General features: G+C 34.6%; 24 protein-coding genes. 15 read left to right on the forward strand and 9 right to left on the reverse strand.

Annotation, left to right across the window (positions count from 1 at the left end; translation table 11 throughout):
- Positions 1–7: 7 nt before the first annotated feature.
- From ACKI3H_RS03160 to ACKI3H_RS03170, 3 genes are all read left to right on the forward strand, one after another.
- Entirely contained in the window at positions 8–1,057 is a 1,050-nt protein-coding gene (locus tag ACKI3H_RS03160) for an SIS domain-containing protein (RefSeq protein ID WP_407370829.1), read from the forward strand.
- A 19-nt stretch (positions 1,058–1,076) separates the two neighbouring features.
- Positions 1,077–2,072: an SIS domain-containing protein gene (locus tag ACKI3H_RS03165; RefSeq protein WP_407370830.1), complete on the forward strand. Its 996-nt coding sequence runs from the start codon at positions 1,077–1,079 to the stop codon at positions 2,070–2,072.
- A gap of 236 nt (positions 2,073–2,308) precedes the next feature.
- Positions 2,309–2,887, forward strand: a complete 579-nt coding sequence (locus tag ACKI3H_RS03170) for a type 1 glutamine amidotransferase family protein (protein WP_407370831.1) — start codon at positions 2,309–2,311, stop codon at positions 2,885–2,887.
- An 87-nt stretch (positions 2,888–2,974) separates the two neighbouring features.
- Here the strand turns inward: ACKI3H_RS03170 and ACKI3H_RS03175 are convergent, their stop codons facing one another.
- Positions 2,975–4,600 carry a hypothetical protein gene (locus tag ACKI3H_RS03175; RefSeq protein ID WP_407370832.1) on the reverse strand — a complete coding sequence of 542 codons (1,626 nt, stop codon included), beginning with the start codon at positions 4,598–4,600 and terminating at the stop codon, positions 2,975–2,977.
- Positions 4,601–4,602: 2 nt separating this feature from the next.
- On the reverse strand, positions 4,603–5,382 hold the full coding sequence (locus tag ACKI3H_RS03180; protein WP_407370833.1) for an ABC transporter ATP-binding protein: 780 nt from the start codon (positions 5,380–5,382) through the stop codon (positions 4,603–4,605).
- Positions 5,383–5,573: 191 nt separating this feature from the next.
- Here ACKI3H_RS03180 and ACKI3H_RS03185 point away from each other — a divergent pair, with 191 nt between their 5' ends.
- The 8 genes from ACKI3H_RS03185 (at position 5,574) to ACKI3H_RS03220 (ending at position 11,711) form a co-directional block, all read left to right on the forward strand.
- Positions 5,574–6,494: an alpha/beta hydrolase gene (locus ACKI3H_RS03185; RefSeq protein WP_407370834.1), complete on the forward strand. Its 921-nt coding sequence runs from the start codon at positions 5,574–5,576 to the stop codon at positions 6,492–6,494.
- 53 nt (positions 6,495–6,547) lie between these two features.
- Entirely contained in the window at positions 6,548–7,090 is a 543-nt protein-coding gene (locus ACKI3H_RS03190; protein ID WP_407370835.1) for a DUF1697 domain-containing protein, read from the forward strand.
- 178 nt (positions 7,091–7,268) lie between these two features.
- A complete protein-coding gene (locus tag ACKI3H_RS03195) occupies positions 7,269–8,213 on the forward strand; it encodes an alpha/beta hydrolase (protein WP_407370836.1) in 945 nt (314 codons plus the stop codon).
- A gap of 498 nt (positions 8,214–8,711) precedes the next feature.
- Complete coding sequence (locus ACKI3H_RS03200) at positions 8,712–8,981, forward strand: toxin-antitoxin system YwqK family antitoxin (protein ID WP_407370837.1); 270 nt, start codon at positions 8,712–8,714, stop codon at positions 8,979–8,981.
- Between the two features lie 193 nt (positions 8,982–9,174).
- Positions 9,175–9,741 (forward strand): polymer-forming cytoskeletal protein, encoded by a 567-nt coding sequence (locus ACKI3H_RS03205; RefSeq protein WP_407370838.1) that lies wholly within the window; start codon positions 9,175–9,177, stop codon positions 9,739–9,741.
- A 166-nt stretch (positions 9,742–9,907) separates the two neighbouring features.
- On the forward strand, positions 9,908–10,717 hold the full coding sequence (locus ACKI3H_RS03210) for an aldo/keto reductase family protein (RefSeq protein ID WP_407370839.1): 810 nt from the start codon (positions 9,908–9,910) through the stop codon (positions 10,715–10,717).
- Between the two features lie 88 nt (positions 10,718–10,805).
- Positions 10,806–11,246, forward strand: a complete 441-nt coding sequence (locus ACKI3H_RS03215; RefSeq protein ID WP_407370840.1) for a VOC family protein — start codon at positions 10,806–10,808, stop codon at positions 11,244–11,246.
- 6 nt (positions 11,247–11,252) lie between these two features.
- Entirely contained in the window at positions 11,253–11,711 is a 459-nt protein-coding gene (locus tag ACKI3H_RS03220) for a GNAT family N-acetyltransferase (protein WP_407370841.1), read from the forward strand.
- Positions 11,712–11,714: 3 nt separating this feature from the next.
- Here ACKI3H_RS03220 and ACKI3H_RS03225 read toward each other — a convergent pair whose 3' ends face one another.
- The 5 genes from ACKI3H_RS03225 to ACKI3H_RS03245 all read right to left on the reverse strand — a co-directional run bounded on the left by ACKI3H_RS03225 (position 11,715) and on the right by ACKI3H_RS03245 (position 15,085).
- Positions 11,715–12,047 carry an MGMT family protein gene (locus ACKI3H_RS03225; protein WP_407370842.1) on the reverse strand — a complete coding sequence of 111 codons (333 nt, stop codon included), beginning with the start codon at positions 12,045–12,047 and terminating at the stop codon, positions 11,715–11,717.
- A gap of 107 nt (positions 12,048–12,154) precedes the next feature.
- Positions 12,155–12,778 (reverse strand): amino acid ABC transporter permease, encoded by a 624-nt coding sequence (locus ACKI3H_RS03230; RefSeq protein WP_350451260.1) that lies wholly within the window; start codon positions 12,776–12,778, stop codon positions 12,155–12,157.
- 43 nt (positions 12,779–12,821) lie between these two features.
- Complete coding sequence (locus ACKI3H_RS03235; protein ID WP_407370843.1) at positions 12,822–13,469, reverse strand: amino acid ABC transporter permease; 648 nt, start codon at positions 13,467–13,469, stop codon at positions 12,822–12,824.
- Positions 13,470–13,534: 65 nt separating this feature from the next.
- The gene (locus ACKI3H_RS03240) at positions 13,535–14,335 is read right to left on the reverse strand and encodes a transporter substrate-binding domain-containing protein (RefSeq protein ID WP_407370844.1); all 801 of its coding nucleotides are present in this window, start codon (positions 14,333–14,335) and stop codon (positions 13,535–13,537) included.
- A gap of 21 nt (positions 14,336–14,356) precedes the next feature.
- A complete protein-coding gene (locus tag ACKI3H_RS03245; protein ID WP_407370845.1) occupies positions 14,357–15,085 on the reverse strand; it encodes an amino acid ABC transporter ATP-binding protein in 729 nt (242 codons plus the stop codon).
- 588 nt (positions 15,086–15,673) lie between these two features.
- Here ACKI3H_RS03245 and ACKI3H_RS03250 point away from each other — a divergent pair.
- Genes ACKI3H_RS03250 through ACKI3H_RS03265 form a run of 4 tightly spaced genes read left to right on the forward strand, consistent with a single transcriptional unit; the run spans position 15,674 to position 19,339 of the window.
- Positions 15,674–17,056, forward strand: a complete 1,383-nt coding sequence (locus tag ACKI3H_RS03250; RefSeq protein ID WP_407370846.1) for a bifunctional metallophosphatase/5'-nucleotidase — start codon at positions 15,674–15,676, stop codon at positions 17,054–17,056.
- A gap of 35 nt (positions 17,057–17,091) precedes the next feature.
- Positions 17,092–17,916 carry a YutD family protein gene (locus ACKI3H_RS03255; RefSeq protein ID WP_407370847.1) on the forward strand — a complete coding sequence of 275 codons (825 nt, stop codon included), beginning with the start codon at positions 17,092–17,094 and terminating at the stop codon, positions 17,914–17,916.
- 29 nt (positions 17,917–17,945) lie between these two features.
- On the forward strand, positions 17,946–18,710 hold the full coding sequence (locus tag ACKI3H_RS03260; RefSeq protein WP_407370848.1) for a TIGR01457 family HAD-type hydrolase: 765 nt from the start codon (positions 17,946–17,948) through the stop codon (positions 18,708–18,710).
- A gap of 29 nt (positions 18,711–18,739) precedes the next feature.
- Positions 18,740–19,339, forward strand: coding sequence for a TIGR01906 family membrane protein (locus tag ACKI3H_RS03265; RefSeq protein WP_407370864.1), 600 nt, complete (start codon positions 18,740–18,742; stop codon positions 19,337–19,339).
- Positions 19,340–19,394: 55 nt separating this feature from the next.
- Here the strand turns inward: ACKI3H_RS03265 and ACKI3H_RS03270 are convergent, their stop codons facing one another.
- Positions 19,395–19,901: a phosphatidylglycerophosphatase A gene (locus ACKI3H_RS03270; RefSeq protein WP_407370849.1), complete on the reverse strand. Its 507-nt coding sequence runs from the start codon at positions 19,899–19,901 to the stop codon at positions 19,395–19,397.
- 181 nt (positions 19,902–20,082) lie between these two features.
- Entirely contained in the window at positions 20,083–21,075 is a 993-nt protein-coding gene (locus ACKI3H_RS03275) for an NAD(P)/FAD-dependent oxidoreductase (RefSeq protein WP_407370850.1), read from the reverse strand.
- Positions 21,076–21,220: the final 145 nt, after the last annotated feature.

The raw sequence follows: 21,220 nt of genomic DNA on the forward strand, positions 1-21,220 counted from the left end.
GGTTATAATGGTAACAATGCTAGATTATATCGTAGAAGAACAAGCTAGTTTAACAACTATTCTTAATGAATTTAACATTGATAAAAAACAGCTGGTAGACGTAAAACATTGCTTAATTTTAGCAACAGGATCTTCTTACAATGCTTGTTTAGCTGCAAAGTACTATATGGAAAGTACGGCATCTATTTATATCGATATCCAAGAGCCTTTCAATTTCTTGCATTATGGAAAAATAGATCCTAAGGTTGATTTAGTAATTGCTGTATCACAAAGTGGTAAAAGCACATCAACGATTCAAGCGGTTGAAAAAATAAAAATAGTTGGAAATATTAGAACAATTGCTATCACAAGCGACATTACTAGTCCTATTACTAAAGTAGTTGACACTGTCTTTGATTTAAATATGGGGATTGAAAAAGTTGGTTTTGTCACAAAAGGGTATTCAGCAACAGTCTTAAATCTCATGTTAGTAGCCTTAGAAGTTGCCAAGATATCGTCTTTCTTAACAGTTGAAAAAGTAACACTCGAGCTCAACAATATTCGTTCAGCAGTTATGAGCATTGATAGCGTGATTGATAAATCTATTAACTTTTTTGAAACTCATAAGCAATCTTTTAAATCAGGACAACGTTTTATTGCAATGGGTTACGGTCCTAACTGGGGTACAGCAAAAGAATTTGAAACTAAGTTTACTGAAACAGTGAGGAAACCGACACAAGGTTTTGAATTAGAAGCTTATATGCATGGACCTTATCTCGAAGCTAATCAAAACCATACTCTGTTCTACATTGAAACAAATAACGACTTTATGGAACGTTCGATAGCGTTAAGAAATTATATGAGAAAATATGTTAAAGATTCTTTCACTATTACTACAGATAAAAGTGATGATATATATACTTTGGCTTTAGATATAAATGTTAGTGAAAAAATTAGTCCTTTATTACTAATCATTCCTTTCCAATATCTGGCTTATCAAATTGCGACAGTCCAAGGAATAGATTTAAATGAAAGAATTTTTGACGATTTTGATGAAGTATTAAAAAGTAAAATATAAAAAAAGGGGAAATAAAAAGATGCTAAAATTTGACGAACCTAAATTAGTTAATAGTGTGAATGGAACTTTAAAATTACGAAGTGAAGTAGAAAAAATAGTAGATGAAGTCTGGGAAAAAGGCTTTGATAGCATCTACTATCTAGGAATTGGGGGGACTTATGCATCTAGCATGCAAGCTGTTACTTATATCAATGGTAAAAGTAATTTGCCCGTGTATGTTCAACATGCAGCTGAATATTATACAACAGGCAACAAACGCTTAACGGATAGATCAATAGTCATATTATCTTCAGTAACAGGTACGACTCAAGAAGTTGTAAAGGCAGTTAAAGAAATCAAAGAACTAGGTGCTACGATTATTTCTTTTGTAGATTTACCAAACACTCCTTTAGCAGATATGGGTGACTACTTAATCAGTTACCCAGAGAATGAACAATTGAAGTTTTTTATGGCGGCAGATCGATTCATGTACCGTAATGGAGAATTTGATGATTATGAAGACTATTATAAAGAATTAGAAGTACATTTGGCTATTGGATTAGTAGAAGCTGAAAAATCAGCAGACGATTTTGGTCGTGAATTTGCTGAAAAACATAGGCACGATGATATGCATTACTTTATTGGCGCAGGTAACCAATGGGGAGGAGTCTATTCTTATGCAATGTGTTATTGGGAAGAACAGAGTTGGTTGCCTTCAAAATCAATCCATGCAGCTGAGTTCTTACATGGGACATTAGAGATCGTGGAAGAAACAACTCCAGTTACGTTATTCATCGGTGAAGACGAACAGCGTTCATTATCTGAACGGGTAGCTAAATTATTGCCTCGTATTTGTGCGAATTATACGATCATTGACTCGAAAGATTATGCTTTAGAAGGAATTAGTGAAAAATATCGCGGTCGACTTTCACATTTGGTGGCACACTGTGTGACTCAACGAGTTGATGCACATGTTGAAAAACTTAACTGTCATCCTTTAGACATTCGTCGTTACTACCGTCAATTTGAGTATTAAAACTTTTTAGTGTATCTTATATACTTGCTCATTGCCATTATTAAGATGTCAATGAGCATTTTTGCTTAAATAAAAAATAGTGTATAAAACTAATATAATACGGTAGTACTAAATAATTTTAAGACATCTATTGCAGAAATGTAAAAAATACATTCTTCATTTTGTTGAATGAATATAAGAAGAAAGAAATGATGGATATGCTATAATTAACTAATAATCGAAAAGGTGGTATCCTGATGAATACGAAAGACGTATTGCTTTTATTGACTGATAAATGGGCGGATTGGGAAGCTTCGTATGCTATTGCTGAAGTAAATTCTGTTCCACACTATTCAGTAAAAACGATTGCTTTAGATAAAGAGTCAAAGGCTTCTATTGGTGGAATACGCGCTGAAATTGATCTTTCAATTGAAGAGTATACTGATTTAAAGAATTTGGCTATGGTCATCTTACCAGGTGGATTTTCATGGCAAGATAATCGATATGAAGAAATTGCTCATTTTATTAAGCAGGTTCATGACCAAAACATTCCAATAGCAGCAATTTGTGGAGCAACTGTTTTTCTTGGCAGTCATGGATTACTGAATCAAGTTAAACATACTGGGGACAGTTTTGATTTTTTTGAAGCGCAAGATGAATATAAGGGATCATCAAATTTTCTGGAGTCACAAGTGATTCGGGATAAAAATATCATCACCGCAAATGAAACAGCTGCAGTTGAGTTTGCTTATGAAATATATCAACTGTTGGAAATTGATGAACCAAAAGAGTTAGAAGCTTGGTACGATAATTTTAAAAATGGGTTTGTCAGATAGAAAAAATTTTAAAAACTTGAGAATAGGAAAACGGATGGCAGCTTAAATGCGACCATCCGTTTTTTACTTTTGTCGTATAATCGTAAATTAATCACTTAAACGAGACCAGAAGCGTTTGTTGTACCATTTTACAGTACCAACACATGCCATAATTGGGATAGCAGCTGTTAACACAGAGACAATTGTTTGCCAGATAGGAGTTAAGTTATTTAATAAGAAGCCAATAAGTAGAATAGATAATAGTCCGATAATGAGTGAAATAAAAAGACTAACAAATTGAATGAATGCTCCTCCTCTGTTGAATAATTCTGTAAGATTCTGCCATTCCAAATATAATAGACGGAAATCACGAGCAAAGTAATAGTGACAGAGTATGAAAATCCCGATGATTATTCCAGCTAAAAACAGTACTCCCAAAAGTAAAGGTAGTTTTGCAATGAAAATAAAGACTATCCCTAAAATAAGAGGGAGAAGAGCTTCCGCTACAAAAGCGAATAAAAATTTCTGCTTTAAGTAGTTTTTCATCGAAAAAGGTAAGGATTTTAGGTACATAAAGTTTTCTCTATCTAGTGAGATAATAACACCAACAATAGAAGTCGAACTCAATGTAAGAAAAGCATAGGCGAATCCTGCAAAGAGAAACAAAGCCCAATAGTGCAAAGTCATATCTCCTAAATAAATCCCATTTGTAAAAATTGGACCTAATAGTATGATGATAGGAAAAACAATACTTGAACTCAAATGTTGCATGATAAGTGTACCATCTTGAATAAGTCCAAAGTTATATTTCCATAAGGTTCGATTAACAGAAACGGAAGGTTTTTCTAAACCAATTGAGTTGTCTTTTTTTTTGTTTTTTGCCTTTTTTTGTCTATCTCTTACATCCAATTCTTCTTCCCGATAAAATCCGGGTACGGCCCATTTAAATACAATCATCGCTAAAAAAGCTAGTAGCGCAATCCATAAGGTGATACCAAACCAAGCATTCAAGTTGAGTGGATTCAATAAGACCTGATGGAAGTATTGAACAAAAGGAATCACTCGATAGTCAGGTAAGACTTGGCCATAGGGAATATCAGCTTCTTGATCCATGGAAGAGAAAAAAAGGATGACAGCCGTCATTCCTAAACTAGACAAAGTATAAAGAGTCGTTGTGACAGCTTGTTTATTCTTTCTGAACACTGCTAGTTTGGTAATCAGATGAACCAAAACCACTGAAAAGAAAAAAACCACCACTATCAGTAATAGAAATAAAAACAAGGAAACGGTAATAGTGATGAGGATAGACTGACCAGCATCCTGTCCTAACAGAATAAATAAAGATAAGATTGGAATCAAGTACGGTAATATCATTAGTGCAAGGACAGCCAATTTAGCAGTGAAAACTTCACTCCCTTTGAAAGGCAGTGGAAGATAATGAATGAGATCTTTTGACTCATAAAATAAATTATAAACTAAATAAAACCCTTGTAGGACAGCCATGACAATGAACATCACAATATAAGTAGAAAACATACCAGGATACTGAGTAAAATCTATGAAAAAAAACATAAAACTATACAGTAGAAAAAATATAAACAACATAAGACCACTTTGCAAAAGAACGGCGATGTATGGTGGAGATGAAGATGCCGTCCTTTTTTTCTCGACCATATGAGGATTAGCAGAAACCAAATTTACTTTAGCCAGCTGTTTGATATGTTGCAGCCGCACTCTCATCCTCTCCTTTCTGGAGAAGCCAAATCAATCTCGCTGCTAGGTTGTTCTTCTTCCGCTGGAGTTTTCCCTGCCATTTTCAAATAAATCGTCTCCAGTGATTGGTCTTCATTTTCCGCTTGCAGTTCCTCAACCGTTCCATCATACAAAATCTCACCATTCTTGAGTATCGCAATATGGTCGCAAAGTTGCTGTGCTACTTCTAATACATGAGTGGAGAACAACACAGTATGCCCTTTTGCTGCATGTTGCCTCATTAATTCTTTCAAATCATAGGCTGCTTGTGGATCTAATCCCGTCATTGGCTCATCCAACACCCAGATTTCTGGATCGGATAGTAAGGCACCTATAACAAAAGTTTTTTGACGCATCCCATGTGAAAAAGAACTAATCATACTAGCCTGATTTTCCACCATATCGAATAAATTCATTAACTTTAATAGTTGTTTGTCTTGTTCTTCTTCGGGAATTTCGTAAGCAACAGCAATCAAATCCCAATATTCCATAGCTGATAAAAGTAAGAACATATCCGGAGAGTCGGGAACATAACCGATTTTCTTTTTTATAGCAAGACGGTTAATTGCAATATCTTCTCCATCCACCAAAATAGTGCCTTTGCTTGGTTCAATGATACTAACTAACGATTTGATGGCGGTCGATTTTCCAGCACCGTTATGTCCAATTAAACCAAAAATTTCTCCTGAACGGATAGTAAAAGAGACTTCTTTTAATGCATGTTTACTGTTATAGGATTTTGAAACAGTTTTGAATTCTATCATTTAGGCATTCTCCTTATGTTTATCATTCGTTCTGTTAATTACATAACACGTTTTTTTTATTATATCAAAAGCCCTTACTAAAATGAACTATACAAAAAAAGAAATTATTTTCTTGGAAATAAAAAGTGATTTTTGCTTTATACTTAATAATATGGTTTATTAAAGTTAGAAACAGTTAGGAGTGGTAATGTATGCAAAAGAAGGTTTATGTTCTTTTCTTAGTTATCTTGTTAAGCATTATAGTCATGGGTTGTGGAAACCGTGAAAACACTAAATCAATTAGTGAAAATCAAACAGCTAATGAGGAACAGTCAACCAATACAAGTGAAAAAATAAGTTCCAAAATTGATTCTTCAGATCCATTAACGACCAATCAAACGGCAGTTCCGACGCTTTTTATCCATGGTTATGGAGGAACAGCAGGCAGTTTTAACGGAATGCTTTCTCGATTTGAAGAAAATAGATGGGGAAAGAGGGAATTAACACTAACCGTTCAGCCGGATGGTATTATTTCTGAAATTGGTGAATGGAAAAATGAATCAAATAATCCAATGATCCAAGTGTTGTTTGCAGATAATAAGAATAATGAATGGAATCAAGCAGAGTGGATCAAAGATGTTTTAACTTATTTAAAGACTGTGTATCAAATAAATGAATTTAACTTAGTTGGGCACTCTATGGGCGGAGTAAGTAGTTTTCGCTATCTAGTCACATATGGAAATGATAAAACATTGCCGGTAATCACTAAATTTGTAGCGATAGGCGCTCCCTTCAATGACTTTGTATCAGGTAATGAAGAGCAATCCTTGAATGATTTAAAGCAAAGTGGTCCTTTAGTAACTAGCGAACGGTATAGTGATTTTACTACAGGAATCAAACAATACCCTAGAATGACTAAAATGTTAAACATCGTTGGAAATCTGCAAGATGGGTCAGAAGGAGATGGAACAGTTTCGATTAGAAGCGGGTTGTCCATTGGTTATTTAATGCAAACAACTGAACTGAGTTATCGTGAGGAAATCGTTACTGGATCACAGACTTCTCATATTCAACTACATGAAAATACGCAAGTAGATAAGTTAGTTGCTGACTTTATATGGAGTACTCCTTAAATAATGAATAGAGTTAAGGGGGATGACCTAAACAGATAGAGGGGTGTAGTCATATGCAATTTATTATTTTATTACGAGGAGTCAATGTTGGAGGAAAAAATCGAGTTCTAATGAGTGATTTGAAACAGTATCTAGTCAATGCTGGATTTACAAGTGTCAGATCTTATATTAATAGCGGTAATTTGATTGTTGAAAGTGAAAAAGACAGTGAACAGGATGTTTTAGAAAAATGTCAAAAAATCTTATCGGATCACTTTTCTTATCCCATTAAAGTCGTGATTATTTCTGATGAAAAGTATCAAGCAGCATTAGCAAGTATTCCATTTTGGTGGGGAGAAGATGAAGACTACAAGCACAATGCTTTGTTTTTATTGCCTTCAGTGAATAAAAAAGAAATTGTTGAACTCTTATCGTCTATTGAAACCACCTATGAAAAAATCTATATTGGAGAACATGTTATCTTTTGGTCCTCCTCTTTTAAACAAAATTACAGTAAGACCTATTATTCAAAATTATCCAGTCAACCTTTCTATAAAAAGGTAACAATCAGAAATCGAAATACAACCCTTAAACTGCGTAAACTTTTAGAGAATTAGCAGGCAACTGTGTAAGGAGAGCTTTTTTCTAACCATAGTAGAAAGTGTATTCATGAAAATGAAGTTAAGACTTTTACTCAGCCTTGTATTCTTTAGTGGTTCACATTTATATAAAAAAAACGTAAAATAAACTGAATGGTTAGATGGTTCAATCAACAAACTAGTGGAGTGTGAGTAAATGAAAAGAAAAATAGGGATAGGTTTAGTTGTTTTGGTGGCTTTGGTTATTATTGGATTAGGATTTGCTGGGAATTATTTTTATGATCTAGCGGTAGCCATAAATCCAAAAGACTTTATAGAAGCAACAGATGTGGATGGAGATTACGACCCTGAAGATCCATGGTTGGAAGAAAAGAGATGGTACGGTGAGGTAGAGCGTGAAGAAGTTTCGATTGAGTCAGCTGATGGATTAAATCTTTCTGGGGTTTACATTGAAAGCGAATCTGCTTCTAAAAAAGTAGCCATTTTGGCCCATGGGTATGCAGGCAACCTAGAACAAATGGCACCGTATGTTAAATTGTACCATGACATGGGGTTTAACGTACTTGTGCCAGACGCTCGTGGACATGGAAAGAGCGAAGGGAATTATATCGGCTTTGGCTGGCATGAACGAAAAGACTACTTGCAGTGGATCCAATTGATGATCGATAAAGTAGGCACAGATGCTGAATTAGCCTTGTTTGGAATCAGTATGGGCGGAGCCACGGTAATGAATGTCAGTGGAGAAGATTTGCCGGATAATGTTAAGGTAATTGTAGAAGATTGTGGGTATAGCTCTTTAAACGGCGAGCTGGCATATCAATTGAACGATATGTACGGTTTACCTGAATTTCCATTGATTCCAGTTACCAGTTTAGTGACAAAAGTTCGTTCTGGATATTGGTTTGGAGAAGCTGATACAGTAGAACAAATAAAAAAGAATAAAGTTCCGATGCTTTTTATCCATGGGGCAGAAGATACATTTGTGCCGACGAACATGGTGTATGATGTATATGAAGCTAACTCATCTCCTAAAGAGTTATATATTGCACCTAACGCTGATCATGCGGATTCCTACGTGCAAAATAAAGAAGCTTATAAACAAAAAGTCCAAGAGTTTGTGTTTGAGTATATTGGAAGTTAATTTGATACTAGTAAATAATAGAGGACCTCAAAAGTTATATTTAATTTTTGGGGTCCTATTTTTAGTAATTTTTTAAGGATAGATAGTTCATTATTGGGGAAATTTTGGATTTAAGTTATATTATATGAAAAGGATTTAAGAGAAGCGAACTTTGTATTGACTAGTCGAAAAGATGTCTCAACAAAAACAGATAACTTAGCTTATGGTTGAAAAATTGAATGATTAGATAGAGTAGAATCACTTGAAAATACAGATGGGAAAGTTGCTATTATTCTTAAATTAAAACAAATTGGAGATGTTTCGCCTATTGTATTCAATGTAGCAGAAGATGGCGTTTTCGTACATTCCTTGTCGCACTTTATCAATCATTTAGTAGTTACATTAGATAAAAAAATAGAACTAGTATATAGTTTCTTTATTTTGGAACAGGAAGAAAATTAAAAATAAGTATAGCTTATAATAGGCAAGAATTGAAATTTATTCACAAGGAGGAACACTATGGAAGGATATTATAAAAATGGACAAATCAAGCAAGTGACTAAAGATGGGATACGTACACATTATTTTGAAAATGGACTAATAAAGGCAAGCGGTCCTTTTGATGGAAAGATGCAAGGAAACTGGGAATTTTACCGCAAAAGTGGAGAACTGTGGCAGATTGGATACTTAGAGAATGATCTGAAAAATGGTGAATGGATTCGATATAATCATGATGGTCAAGTTGAAAAAGAAGCACAATTTGATAGGGGCAAAGAAAAGAAGCGATGATTTATTTACTTAAAACACTATTTTTGACACAAAATAAAAAAAAAAAATTATTTAAATAACAAATACAAGTTGAATAATTCACAAAGATGTTGTACACTATATTTGTAGTTGTTAAGGCGGATCAATTCTTCATAATAAAATGGTATTGATAGCTTTGGAAACGCATAAAAAAAATTGGAGGTAAGGATACATTATGATTAAAACAAACAAAAAAAGAGCATTATTTTTAGGAGCTTGTGCATCACTTATTATTTTTGCAGCAGGTTGTGGAAATAACGATGATACAGCAGAAAAAGAATCATCAGCTTCTTCAGCTGTTGAAAGTACAGAAGTTGTTACAACTGCTTCAATCAGCAATGATCCAGCAGACGTTTTAGCTGGACTTAGCGAAGACGGAACTTGGATCTACGCAATAACAGATGATGTAACAGTAACTGATGACATCGTTGTAGCTGGAACTTTCCATGATAAAGGGGAAGAAAGTGGAGATGTTTACCGTAAATTAGCTTTGTATGCACAAGATGAAGATCACAAAGTTACAGATGAATTTACTTTAACAGCACCAACAATGACTGTTGAATCTCCAAACTTTAAAATTCAAAACGGAACATTTGTTGGAGATGTTGTAGTAGAAGCTGAAGGATTCGAACTTGCTGATTCAACTATTGAAGGAAATCTTACATTTGCTACTCAAGAATTAATGGATTCTGCAGTATTAGATGCAGGCACTGTAACTGGAGAAACAACTGTAGCTGAATAACAAATTAAATCTTTAAAACAAACATCTTGCCTTTAGCTACTTAAAAGGCGAGATGTTTTTTATTTGAGTCCTGAAGCCACTAAGAAAAAAATGTCTAAACTTGACTAAATATCAATAGAATCATTATTATTGGTAGTGTAGATATTCTTTTTAAGGGAGTGATTCAATGCAAATGATTACGTTAGCAAATGGAGTAGATATACCAGTAGTTGGAACAGGAACGAATACTTATGGAAAAGAAGGTAATCAATACAATGGAGCTTTGACTAACGATTTTAGCTCATTAAAGTCTGCAATTCAAGCTGGTTATCGGCTGATCGATACAGCAATTTCTTATCGAAATGAAGAAGGTGTCGGAGCTACTATTTTTGAAAGCGGCATTCCTCGTGGAGAATTTTTTATCACTACAAAAATTCCTTCAGATGAAGCGTATATTGGTTCAAAAAAATTAATTAACCAAACTATACAAAACAGTTTGAAAAATTTACAAACGGATTATATTGATTTGTACTTAATCCATCATCCGATTGAAGATGATGAAAAATTGCAGCAAACGTGGGAAGTTCTTGAATCATTTGTGGATAATGGGAAAATCAAATCAATTGGAGTATCCAATTTTACCATTGATATGTTGGAAACGGTGCGTAACTTTGCTCGGATTCAGCCAGTAGTAAATCAAATTGAATCTAATCCACATACATGGAATCATGAATTGATTGACTATTTAACGAGTAATAATATTGTACCAGAAGCTTGGGGACCGTTAAGCAAAGTTACCCAAGAACAAATAGAAACATTAGATAAAATTGCTGAAAATTATGGAAAAAATTGGGGACAAGTTTTATTGCGTTACCAAATCCAAAGAGGGGTTGTGGTTATTCCTAAATCTCACAACAAAGAGCATCAAGTAGCTAATTTAGAGTTATTTGATTTTGAATTAACCAAAGAAGATCAATTTTTAATTGAAACACTGTAACTTATGAGCTTATTTAAGTTAGAAGACTTAAATAAGCTTTTTTCACTCTCAATAAAAAGTTTTAAATAAGCTAATAGGAGGGGTTAAAATGAATCGCATTAATTTAATTTGTCTAGGGGTAAGAGATATGAAAGCTGCTTTAAGATTTTATAAACGTATAGGTTTTAAAACCTATGAAAAAGTAGAAGAACCGGCTATCGTATTTTTCAATAATCAAGGCAGCAAATTAGAGCTTTTTCCAATTGAAGATTTAGCAAAAGACATTAATAAAACAGTTCCGCCAGTAATTCCAGAAAGAGGATTTAATGGAATCACACTAGCCTGCAACCTAAAGTCAGAAAAGGAAGTAGACGAGGTGGTTACTCTTGTAAAACAAAATGGTGGAACAATCGTTAAAGAACCTGAGAAGGTTAGTTGGGGCGGATATAGTGGGTATTTTCAAGACTTAGATGGCTATCATTGGGAAGTAGCCTATAGTGCGAGTTGGAAATTTGATGAGAATGATATGCTAATAATGGAAGAAGGTTAGTTTTTTTTGAAAGAGAAAAATGGGGAAATTCGAGAATTGACTGAGTTTGATTTAGATTTGTGTGCAGAATTGTTGATAACTGTGTATAACAGCAAACCATGGGATGAAAAGTGGACAAAAAATACTGCTAAAAGTCATCTACAAGAGTTTATACACCGAAAACGTTCGTTTGGCTTTGTTTATGTGGATAAGTCTACCATTGTTGGTGCATTATTCGGGGTTGAACGAACATTTTGGTCTGGAGATGAAGTTTATGTGGATGAATTCTACGTTCATCCACAGTGTCAACAAAAAGGTGTGGGAAAAGAAATGATGATACATTTAGAAGACTACTGTCAGAAAAAAGAATTAGAAGCAATCACGTTAGTAACGGATAAAAATGTACCAGCTTATCATTTTTACCAAAAAATGAATTTTAATATCTCGGAAGCTAACGTGTTTTTGTATAAAAATATTCCGCAATAACTTTTATTGATTCTCAACTATTAATTCAGTAGTGGGATGGTGACGGTAAACCACTAAATCCACTTTTCCGGAATGTGTTAAGATTATGCCTTCTGAAAGTAAACGATCTTTTTGAGTAAAAGCCCCTTCAGCATTGTTGATAGCTACTTCACATTTAGCATTAACAATACGATGCCAAGGCAGATCAAACTTCTGGCTCATGGAATGGAGAATACGGGCGACTTGTCTTGCACCTCGAGTGTTTCCAGCAAGTGCTGCTATTTGACCGTAAGTCATAACTTTTCCGCTTGGAATAGATTGGATAATACGGATTACACGTTCAGTAAAGGGAGTCATAGTAAGATCCTTTCTCATTTCTTCAATATCTTTTTCTATCGTAACTGAAATATAAGAAAAAAAATAGCTGTTCACTAAAATTAGTTTTAGTGAACAGCTTTTTTTAATTAAGATAATTTTGTTTCAAAGCGTTTAGCAACTTTTGATAATGCGTAACAAATAATAAAGTAGAAGAATGCTAAGGCAATAAACATCGGAATCACATAAGTCGTGTTTTGGCCATAAATGATTCGAGCATTATGAGTTAATTCTGGTAAGGAAATGATGGTAGCTAATGAGGTATCTTTAATCAAAGATACGAGTTGGCTGACGATTGGAGGAACCATAGCTTTAAATGCTTGTGGAATAATGATTATCCATAGCGTTTGAAGATACGTTAAACCGGTAGAACGTCCAGCTTCCATTTGTCCAGAAGGAACAGAGTTTAAACCTGCTCGCATAATTTCTGACAGCATAGCAGATTCAAAAATCGTCATCGCAGCTACTGCTGACCAAAAGATGTCTAAACGTATGCCAATTTGCGGTAAAGCAAAGTAAGTAAAAAAGATGATCAGTAATAAAGGCAAGTTACGAATCAAATCAACAATGCCCCCGACGATTTTTGAAAAAATTGGTATCTTCATATACCGAAGCAATCCTAAGATGGCTCCAATAATAAAACTGAAAATAATTGAAAGTACGGCCACTTCTACTGTAACGAGAAGTCCATCCAGTAAGAAGCGGATATTCATCCATGAAAAAGCTTCTATAATAGTCAAATGATTTCTCCTCCTTTTAAGATGTTACATTTAAGCGACGCTCAATGTAACTCATCAAGTATGTTAAGGGTAAGGTAATGATGAGATAGATTAAGCCGATTAAGATATACGTATCGAACGTATTAAAGGTCTCACTAGCAATTAAATCGCCTTGATACATTAAATCAAGACCAGTAACCATCGCAAGAACAGATGAGTTTTTCACTAAATTAATGAATTGATTGCCAAGAGGCGGAATCACAATTTTGAAAGCTTGTGGTAAAATAATGTACCGCATCGTTTCATTTTGAGTCAAACCAGTTGAAAGTCCAGCTTCTGTTTGACCTTTAGGTACGCCCATAATTCCAGCACGGACAGTTTCTGCAATAAAAGCAGAAGTGTAAATAGTTAATCCAATTGTACCAGCTGTAAAGCCATCGATAGAGAACCAATATAAAGGTACTACTACATAAAAGAACATCACAATAATCAAAAGGGGAATATTCTTAAAGAACTCTACATAAGCATTTGCCAATCCTTTTAGCCATTTATTTTTAGATAACTGAAAGATTGCCATTAATGTACCGATGATCAAACTGAAAAATAAGGCAATAATACTGGAGTACAATGTATTTAGAAACCCATCAATTAAAACGTCATGGTAGGTTGTTAAGATCGTTAGCATAGGTGCACCTCGCTTTTTTATTTCTTAGCAGTACAGGTACTGCTTTTTTTGAAGTTTTAAAATGACTAATCTAATTCAGGAATCCATCTAGCATAAATGGATTCGTATATGCCATTTTCTTTAATTGTTTCTAAGGCTTTGTTGACCTCTTTCAAAAAGGCATCTTGGCCTTTGTTAATTGCAACTCCATAAGGCTCTTGAGTAAAGTTTCCACCAGCTAATCGATAGCCAGGGTTATCGGCGATAATACCTAATAAAATAGCATTATCAGTTGTAACGGCATCTCCTTGGCCAGATTGCAAAGCAGTAAAGGCTTCAGAATAATTTTCTAGTTCTAGTACATTTGCCTCAGGAGATAACTCACGAATATTTTGTGCAGAAGTAGAGCCTTTAACAGCCAAAACGGTTGTATCAGCAGTTAGATCGTCTAAACTTTGAATCGAACTGTCGTTTGGAACCAATAAAGCTTGGCCAGCATCAAAGTAAATATCTGTAAAGTTGACTTGCTCTTTTCGCTCTTCAGTAATGGTCATTGTCGCAATAATAGCATCAATATTTCCATTTTTTAATAAAGGAATACGTGTTTTAGATGTTACTTCAACGAATTCTGCGTTATCTGCATCTCCAGTCAATTCTTCGGTAATGGCTTTGGCTATGTCGATATCAAATCCTCTGATCTCGCTTGATTGAATATCATAAAGACCAAAAAGGTTGGTATCCACTTTTACGCCCCATGTAATGGTAGGATTTTCTTCTATCCGTTCTGTTATATCTACATTTGCTGCACTTTTAGAACCACAAGCAGCAAGAAAAAAGACAGGTAGGAGTAAAAGAAGAAAAAGAGCTTGCTTATTTAATTTTTTCATCTGAAAAGTCCTCCTATAAAATTAATGATTAATAATTTTGCTTAAAAATTGTTTAGCACGTTCATCTTTAGGATTTTCAAAGAACGAAACTGTTTCACGGTCTTCAAGGACCTCTCCATCAGCCATAAAAATAACTCGGTCAGCGACTTCACGTGCAAATCCCATTTCATGAGTCACAACAATCATTGTCATACCTTCTTTAGCTAACTTTTTCATAACGTCTAATACATCTTCAATTGTTTCCGGGTCTAATGCACTGGTTGGTTCGTCAAACAATAAAACTCCTGGTCCCATAGCTAATCCTCGTGCAATAGCCACACGTTGTTGCTGACCACCAGATAAATTAGAAGGGTAAGCATCTTTTTTGTCCAACATGTTTACTTTTTCTAAAAATTTCTCAGCATTTTTTTGTGCCTCTTCTTTAGATTGTTTTAAGACCTTCATAGGCGCTAACATAATATTTTCCAAAACAGTTTTATGTGGATAAAGGTTGAAATGCTGGAAAACCATTCCAACGTTTTTACGAATTTCATTGATATTCGTACCTTTAGCATGAAGATTGGTACCTTTAATCAATAATTCTCCTTCAGTAATATCTTCTAAACCGTTGATGCAACGCAACATGGTACTTTTACCAGAACCAGAAGGACCGATAACCACTACCACTTCACCTTGATTAAAGGTAAGGTTAATATTTTTCAATGCATGGAAATCACCGTAATATTTTTCGATATTTTTAAATTCAATCATTTAAACACACTCCTTGTTTTCTATTGTTAAGTAATTAAATTAAGAAGTATGTAAGGAGTATAAACCTCCTGCATACTCCTTAGGGGAATAATAAAATTGGTTTTTGAACACTAAAAAAAAGCTTAGAACAAATAAGAATTTTCTAATGCTTACAGTTAGATAGAGTATTCTATTTTTTGTAAAGCAACTATTTTTATTCGAATGAATTCAACAGTACGACTTCATATTGGGTTATATAAATCGCATTGAAAATGAAAGAATTCTTCATAAGTATGAAGAAGAATTTTGTAAAAGTAAAGATAGATGACTTTAGTTTACTAATAGCATCTACCTGATAGGAAGATGGCCAATCTATTATTTGCTAGTTTTTAAAATGTTGCAGCATTGAAAATTTTATCATTAAAGATTGGTGTTTGCAAATTATTTCGCTTTTTAATATCAAATAAAAAAATGACTTGAATAAATGTGTCTCTATTTAAATTAACCAGTTTTTCTTCTATATATAATCTATATAAATAGACAAGATATTTTTTTTGAAGATTGGTATAATAAGAGCAGTATAAATTTCTGAAATAAAGGATGAAGAAAATGGAACGTGTCCACATTTATCATACAAACGATATTCATTCTCACTTTGAAAATTGGCCAAGAATTTCTGCTTATTTAAGAGAAGAGTCTAAACGATTGGAACAAGAAAATGAAACAGTATTTTCATTTGATATTGGAGACGCCTGTGATCGAGTCCATCCTTTGACGGAAGCAACAGATGGAGCAGCAAATATCCTTTTGCTGAATGAAATTGGATATGATGCAGTTACAATTGGAAACAATGAAGGCATCGGAAGCTCAAAAAAACAATTGAGTCACTTATACGATGAAGCTAATTTTCCTATTGTAATCTCAAACTTATTCGATGCAAAAACAGGGTATCCGCCAGAATGGGCAAAAGTTTTCCAAGTCATTCAAACCAAATCTGGTCATAAGATTGGTTTGTTCGGTTTAACTGCACCTTTTCCAACAAGCTACAAACCGATTGGATGGGATGTGAAAAATCCAGACGAAGTGATAGGAGACATTCTAGAATTGATTACTCCTTTAGTGGATTCCATTATTTTGCTGTCTCATCTGGGAATTGGTGAAGATCAACGCATAGCTGAATTATATCCAATGATTTCTGTTATTATCGGTTCTCACACACATCACTTATTGCCACAAGGGAAAATTATTAGAAATACATTGCTTGCAGCAGCCGGTAAATATGGTCAATACGTTGGCCATATTGAATTAGGGATCGAAAGAAATAAAATCATTGAGGCTAAAGCCACTGTTAAGGAAACAGCTACAATAATCCCCCCCGCAAATGAAGATAAGATGATCGAAGGTTATGAACATAAGGGGCATCAGTTGTTAAATGAACAAGTAATAGCAACTATCCCGGCTACTTTTTCAATTAATTGGCATGGTAAATCTGAACTTGTTGAAGTTGGATTGGAAGCTCTTAAAGAGTATGCTCACACAGAGGCAGCTATTTTAAATGCAGGACTGTTTATGCAGTCATTGAATGAAGGAACGGTCACGAAAGATGACTTGCACAAAATATTACCTCATCCTATGCGTATTCTAAGGTGCACTCTAGATGGAGAAAATCTCATTCGTATGATTTACGAAATGGAAAAAAATCGCTTATTCTTGCGAAATTTCCCGATTAAAGGTATTGGATTTAGAGGAAAAATTTTTGGCGAAATCTGTTACAATGGAGTAGCATATGATAAAATAACTGGAGAAGTATCTTGGCTAGGTAAACCGATAGAGCGAACCAAACAGTATACATTTGCTACAGTAGATCATTTCATGTTTATCCCTTTTTTTCCTACGATTGAAATCAAAGGGGAGAACGAAGTGCTGTTTCCTTATTTTATACGCAATGTTGTAGGTCAATATTTAAAAAAGCATTACCCAACAGATAAATGAGTAAGATGAATGGATTATGAAAGTAGGTGAACGCAATGACAAGTGAAAACGAAACAACTACAGAACGAGCTCAGGAGACAAGGTCACCTAAAAAAGCCGTTCCAACCAAAAAAAGGCCGATTAAACCAAGACCAAAAAAACGAGTGAAAGAATCACAACCAGCTACAACTGCAATAGAAGAAAATCACAGCACTGAAGACTCAGGTGAACAGACAGTTGATAAAGAAGTACAAGAATTAAGTAAACCAGTTGAGGAACCAATCGTTCAAAGAATTGATGCTACTACTATTATGATAGAAGGCAAAAAATTCGAAATTGTACAAAATTATCGAGATGCTTTTGATGCAGAGCGATTAGGTGAGCGCTACAGCGAGATTTTAAATAAATACGATTATGTTGTAGCGGACTGGGGCTTTGAACAAATGCGGTTGAAAGGTTTTTATGACAACCGTAATCGGAAAGTTCCTCAGGACCAGCGCATTGCTAATCTTCAGGATTATTTGTACGAGTACTGTAATTTTGGCTGTCCTTATTTTGTCTTGCAACGTGTAGACGACAAAAAAGAACGTATTAAAACGAGCAAACCTAAAAGGCGCAGAACACAAAAAAGTAAAAGTCTAACAAATGAAAAAGGGATTAAACAAGTTCAACCAAAAAATTCAGATTTAAAACCAAGCACGACAGTAACTCCTAAAAAATCTTCCGACAGAGCAAAAGCTAAAAAAGATTTTGTCAAAAAGGAAATTTCTCCAGTTGAAAAATCCGTTGAAAAACATAGTTCAAAAGAAACTGTTGAAACAGTAAAGGATGCTAAAGGGAAACGCCAATACAGTATCCGGCGTAAAGTTGTTCCAAAATAAATGAATAAGATAAAGGTTGGGTAAGGTAAATGAAGTATAAAGGATATTTGATTGATTTAGATGGCACCATGTATCGAGGAAAAGAGCCAATTCCAGCGGCTGCACGATTTATTAAAAGACTACAAGAAAGAAACATTCCTTATTTATTTGTTACTAATAATTCTTCTAAAACACAAAAAGAAGTAGCCGATAATTTAATTCAAAACTTTGGCGTTCAAACGTCTGCAGAAGAGGTATACACTAGTTCGCTAGCAACTGCAGATTACTTAACTTCACTTGGTGGAGGAAATAGAGTCTATATAATAGGAGAAACAGGACTCAGAAGTGCATTGAAAAATGCGGGCTTTATTGAAGATGAAGAAAATCCGGACTACGTGGTTGTGGGAATCGATCGACAAGTTACGTATCATGATTTTGAAGTTGCAACCTTAGCGATTCATAAAGGTGCTCGCTTTATCGCGACAAATAAAGATACCAATTTACCGAGTGATAAAGGAATGGTACCTGGTGCTGGTTCATTAGTAGCCTTGCTGATAGCCTCAACAAGAGTTCAGCCTACTTTTATCGGGAAACCGGAAGCAATCATTATGGAAGAGGCCATCAAAACAATTGGTCTAACAAAAAAAGAAGTTATCATGGTAGGCGACAACTACGAAACCGATATTTTAGCCGGTATTCACAATGATGTTGACACTTTACTAGTATTGACGGGTTTTACCTCTCTAACAGATTTAGAACTTGTGGAAGAACAACCCACTTATTTACTAAATTCATTGGATGAGTGGGTGTTTTAGTGAAAGAAAAAGTCCTTCATGTAGTAGGAATGATAAGTCTATTTTTATTTATTGTATCATTTTCTATCGTAGTAACGATTAATTTGACGCCACTATATGCTTTTGATATTGATTACTTAAAAATATCTCAAACCGTTGGATTGACAAAGGAAACATTGATGGAAAACTATCGAGTATTATTAAATTATTTGAACTTACCTTGGGTAACTGAATTGAACTTTCCGAATTTTCCAAGTTCAGAAAGTGGGTTGTTTCATTTTTATGAAGTCAAACGCTTGTTTATGTGGGACTATGTCATTGCAATGATTACAGCGGGGGGATCATTCTTTTATCTTCGCTACATGAAGAAAAATCAATTGTTTTGGAAATTGGTTCGCCCGTTTCAAGTTGCAACAGCCGTTCCGTTTGTCGTGCTCTTTATGATAGCTGTCAGTTTTGATCAGTTATTTGTAGCTTTCCATAAAGTTTTTTTTAATAACGATGCTTGGCTGTTCAATCCTTCTACCGATCCGATTATTTTAGCATTGCCAGAAACCTTTTTTATGCATTGCTTTATTTTAGCTTTCGTATTAATTGAACTACAAATTATTTTTGGGTATTTTTACACTAAACGAAAAGCATTTCATTAAAAATAAGACCCCCCTACTCAAAGTTGAGTAGGGGGGTCTTATTTCTAGTTCATGATTATTGTGTAATATCACTTTTATTGGGTTGAGCATGTGCTAGCCGACTAGCAGCGGCGGCTGCAATAGCCCCAACGATATCATCTAAGAATGTATGAACTTCGTTGTCATTATGACTGTTTAATTTTTTTAGAATACCGGGTTTAATTTTATCAATATAGCCATAGTTGGTAAAACCAATTGAACCATAGACATTTACAATAGAAAGCGCCATGATTTCGTCAATACCATATAGTCCTTCATCATCCACAATGATATCCAATAAAGGGTTCATCAATTGTTTTTTCTCTGCTAAAATATCTAATTGAATCCCAGTTAAGACCGTATTTTGGACTTCTCTTTTTTTGAGAACGGCTTCTACGTGTTCTAAACAGACTTCATAAGATAAATCGTTGATATAAGACTGTTGTAAAAACATAACCAATTCGGCAATATCTTTTAATTTAACGCCACGTTGGTCCAGTAATTCTAAAGCTTTTTTGTGTAACTCATTTGTATCTTTTACCATTCGTATCCCTCCGTTTTAAGTATAGATTAATTATACTAGAAAGCAGAACAAATGACTTGCAATAACCTTTTTACAAATTTTTCAAATAACAGACCCCACATCTACTTTCTGAAGGTTACTCTAATATTAAGCAAACTATGACTCAAGTAGGTTAGAATGTAACAGCTTTTTATGGCATTACCTAAAATAGACTTGTGCTATGCATGGGTTGTACTCGTTCGTCTGGATTGATGTAACTCATGGCATTGTTAATGGCAGTAGGAGCTTCTCCAAATCCGGTCGCAATTAATTTAATTTTTCCGTCATAAGTACAGATATCACCTGCTGCATAAATACCAGGAACTGTAGTTTCCATCTTAGTATTCACGGGAATCTCATTACGTTTCACGTCAAATCCCCATTTTTTCATTGGTCCAATGGAAGAGGTAAAACCGTAATTGATCAAAAAATCATCGATTTCAAGTTCTTTTTCACTTTCTCCTCTGACTTCTTTTAATTGAACAGATTTAATCTGTGGATGATTGCCTTTAATTGCCACAGGAATATAAGGAGTGATCATCTCAACAGTTGATTGTTCGAGCAAGGAAACGCTATGTTCCAGTGCTCTAAACTTATTTCTTCTATGGATGAGATACACTTTTTTTGCAATTGGTTCAAGAGCCAGTGCCCAATCGACCGCAGAATCGCCACCACCACAAATCGCTACCGTTCGATCTTTAAATTGCTCAATATTATTCACATAATAATGAAGGGTACTGCCTTCGAACTCTTCGGCTTGATCCAGTTCCAATCTACGAGGTTGAAAAGCTCCGTTACCAGCAGTGATAATAATCGCTTTTGAATAGTGGACAGTTTTGGGAGTTGTTAATTTGAATAGTCCATCTTCATTTTTAATGACATCAATCACTTCTTCTTCTAAACAAATCGTCGGGTCAAAACGAGAGATTTGCTCAGAAAGATTATCAATCAATTTTTGTCCCGTCACTACAGGCAGTGCAGCGATATCATAGATGTTTTTTTCCGGATACAGCATACTCAACTGTCCACCTAACTGAGGCAAACTCTCAATTATTTTAACTTTTGCATTGCGCATCCCGCCGTAAAAAGCTGCAAACATGCCAACGGGTCCACCACCAATAATCGTAATATCAAAGACTTCTTTAGTAGTATTCAAAACTAAATTCCTCCAAAGGTGCGAATTTTTTATTCAAATTTTCTTAAAGTATAGTAAACAAGACATATATAGTTAGAAATAAAAAGGATCCTTTAACTGCGTATATCTTTCAAGGCAGCTAAAAGGACCCATAAAAAGGTGAAGA

It is taken from the genome of Carnobacterium sp., assembly GCF_045617425.1.
In the GTDB taxonomy this organism is placed as follows: domain Bacteria; phylum Bacillota; class Bacilli; order Lactobacillales; family Carnobacteriaceae; genus Carnobacterium_B.

Coding starts and splice junctions, on each gene's coding strand:
- ACKI3H_RS03160 (WP_407370829.1), top strand. CDS start 8: ATGGTAACAATGCTAGATTATATCGTAGAAGAACAAGCTAGTTTAACA.
- ACKI3H_RS03165 (WP_407370830.1), top strand. CDS start 1,077: ATGCTAAAATTTGACGAACCTAAATTAGTTAATAGTGTGAATGGAACT.
- ACKI3H_RS03170 (WP_407370831.1), top strand. CDS start 2,309: ATGAATACGAAAGACGTATTGCTTTTATTGACTGATAAATGGGCGGAT.
- ACKI3H_RS03180 (WP_407370833.1), bottom strand. CDS start 5,382: ATGATAGAATTCAAAACTGTTTCAAAATCCTATAACAGTAAACATGCA.
- ACKI3H_RS03185 (WP_407370834.1), top strand. CDS start 5,574: ATGCAAAAGAAGGTTTATGTTCTTTTCTTAGTTATCTTGTTAAGCATT.
- ACKI3H_RS03190 (WP_407370835.1), top strand. CDS start 6,548: ATGCAATTTATTATTTTATTACGAGGAGTCAATGTTGGAGGAAAAAAT.
- ACKI3H_RS03195 (WP_407370836.1), top strand. CDS start 7,269: ATGAAAAGAAAAATAGGGATAGGTTTAGTTGTTTTGGTGGCTTTGGTT.
- ACKI3H_RS03200 (WP_407370837.1), top strand. CDS start 8,712: ATGGAAGGATATTATAAAAATGGACAAATCAAGCAAGTGACTAAAGAT.
- ACKI3H_RS03205 (WP_407370838.1), top strand. CDS start 9,175: ATGATTAAAACAAACAAAAAAAGAGCATTATTTTTAGGAGCTTGTGCA.
- ACKI3H_RS03210 (WP_407370839.1), top strand. CDS start 9,908: ATGCAAATGATTACGTTAGCAAATGGAGTAGATATACCAGTAGTTGGA.
- ACKI3H_RS03215 (WP_407370840.1), top strand. CDS start 10,806: ATGAATCGCATTAATTTAATTTGTCTAGGGGTAAGAGATATGAAAGCT.
- ACKI3H_RS03225 (WP_407370842.1), bottom strand. CDS start 12,047: ATGACTCCCTTTACTGAACGTGTAATCCGTATTATCCAATCTATTCCA.
- ACKI3H_RS03230 (WP_350451260.1), bottom strand. CDS start 12,778: ATGAATATCCGCTTCTTACTGGATGGACTTCTCGTTACAGTAGAAGTG.
- ACKI3H_RS03235 (WP_407370843.1), bottom strand. CDS start 13,469: ATGCTAACGATCTTAACAACCTACCATGACGTTTTAATTGATGGGTTT.
- ACKI3H_RS03240 (WP_407370844.1), bottom strand. CDS start 14,335: ATGAAAAAATTAAATAAGCAAGCTCTTTTTCTTCTTTTACTCCTACCT.
- ACKI3H_RS03245 (WP_407370845.1), bottom strand. CDS start 15,085: ATGATTGAATTTAAAAATATCGAAAAATATTACGGTGATTTCCATGCA.
- ACKI3H_RS03250 (WP_407370846.1), top strand. CDS start 15,674: ATGGAACGTGTCCACATTTATCATACAAACGATATTCATTCTCACTTT.
- ACKI3H_RS03255 (WP_407370847.1), top strand. CDS start 17,092: ATGACAAGTGAAAACGAAACAACTACAGAACGAGCTCAGGAGACAAGG.
- ACKI3H_RS03260 (WP_407370848.1), top strand. CDS start 17,946: ATGAAGTATAAAGGATATTTGATTGATTTAGATGGCACCATGTATCGA.
- ACKI3H_RS03265 (WP_407370864.1), top strand. CDS start 18,740: ATGATAAGTCTATTTTTATTTATTGTATCATTTTCTATCGTAGTAACG.
- ACKI3H_RS03270 (WP_407370849.1), bottom strand. CDS start 19,901: ATGGTAAAAGATACAAATGAGTTACACAAAAAAGCTTTAGAATTACTG.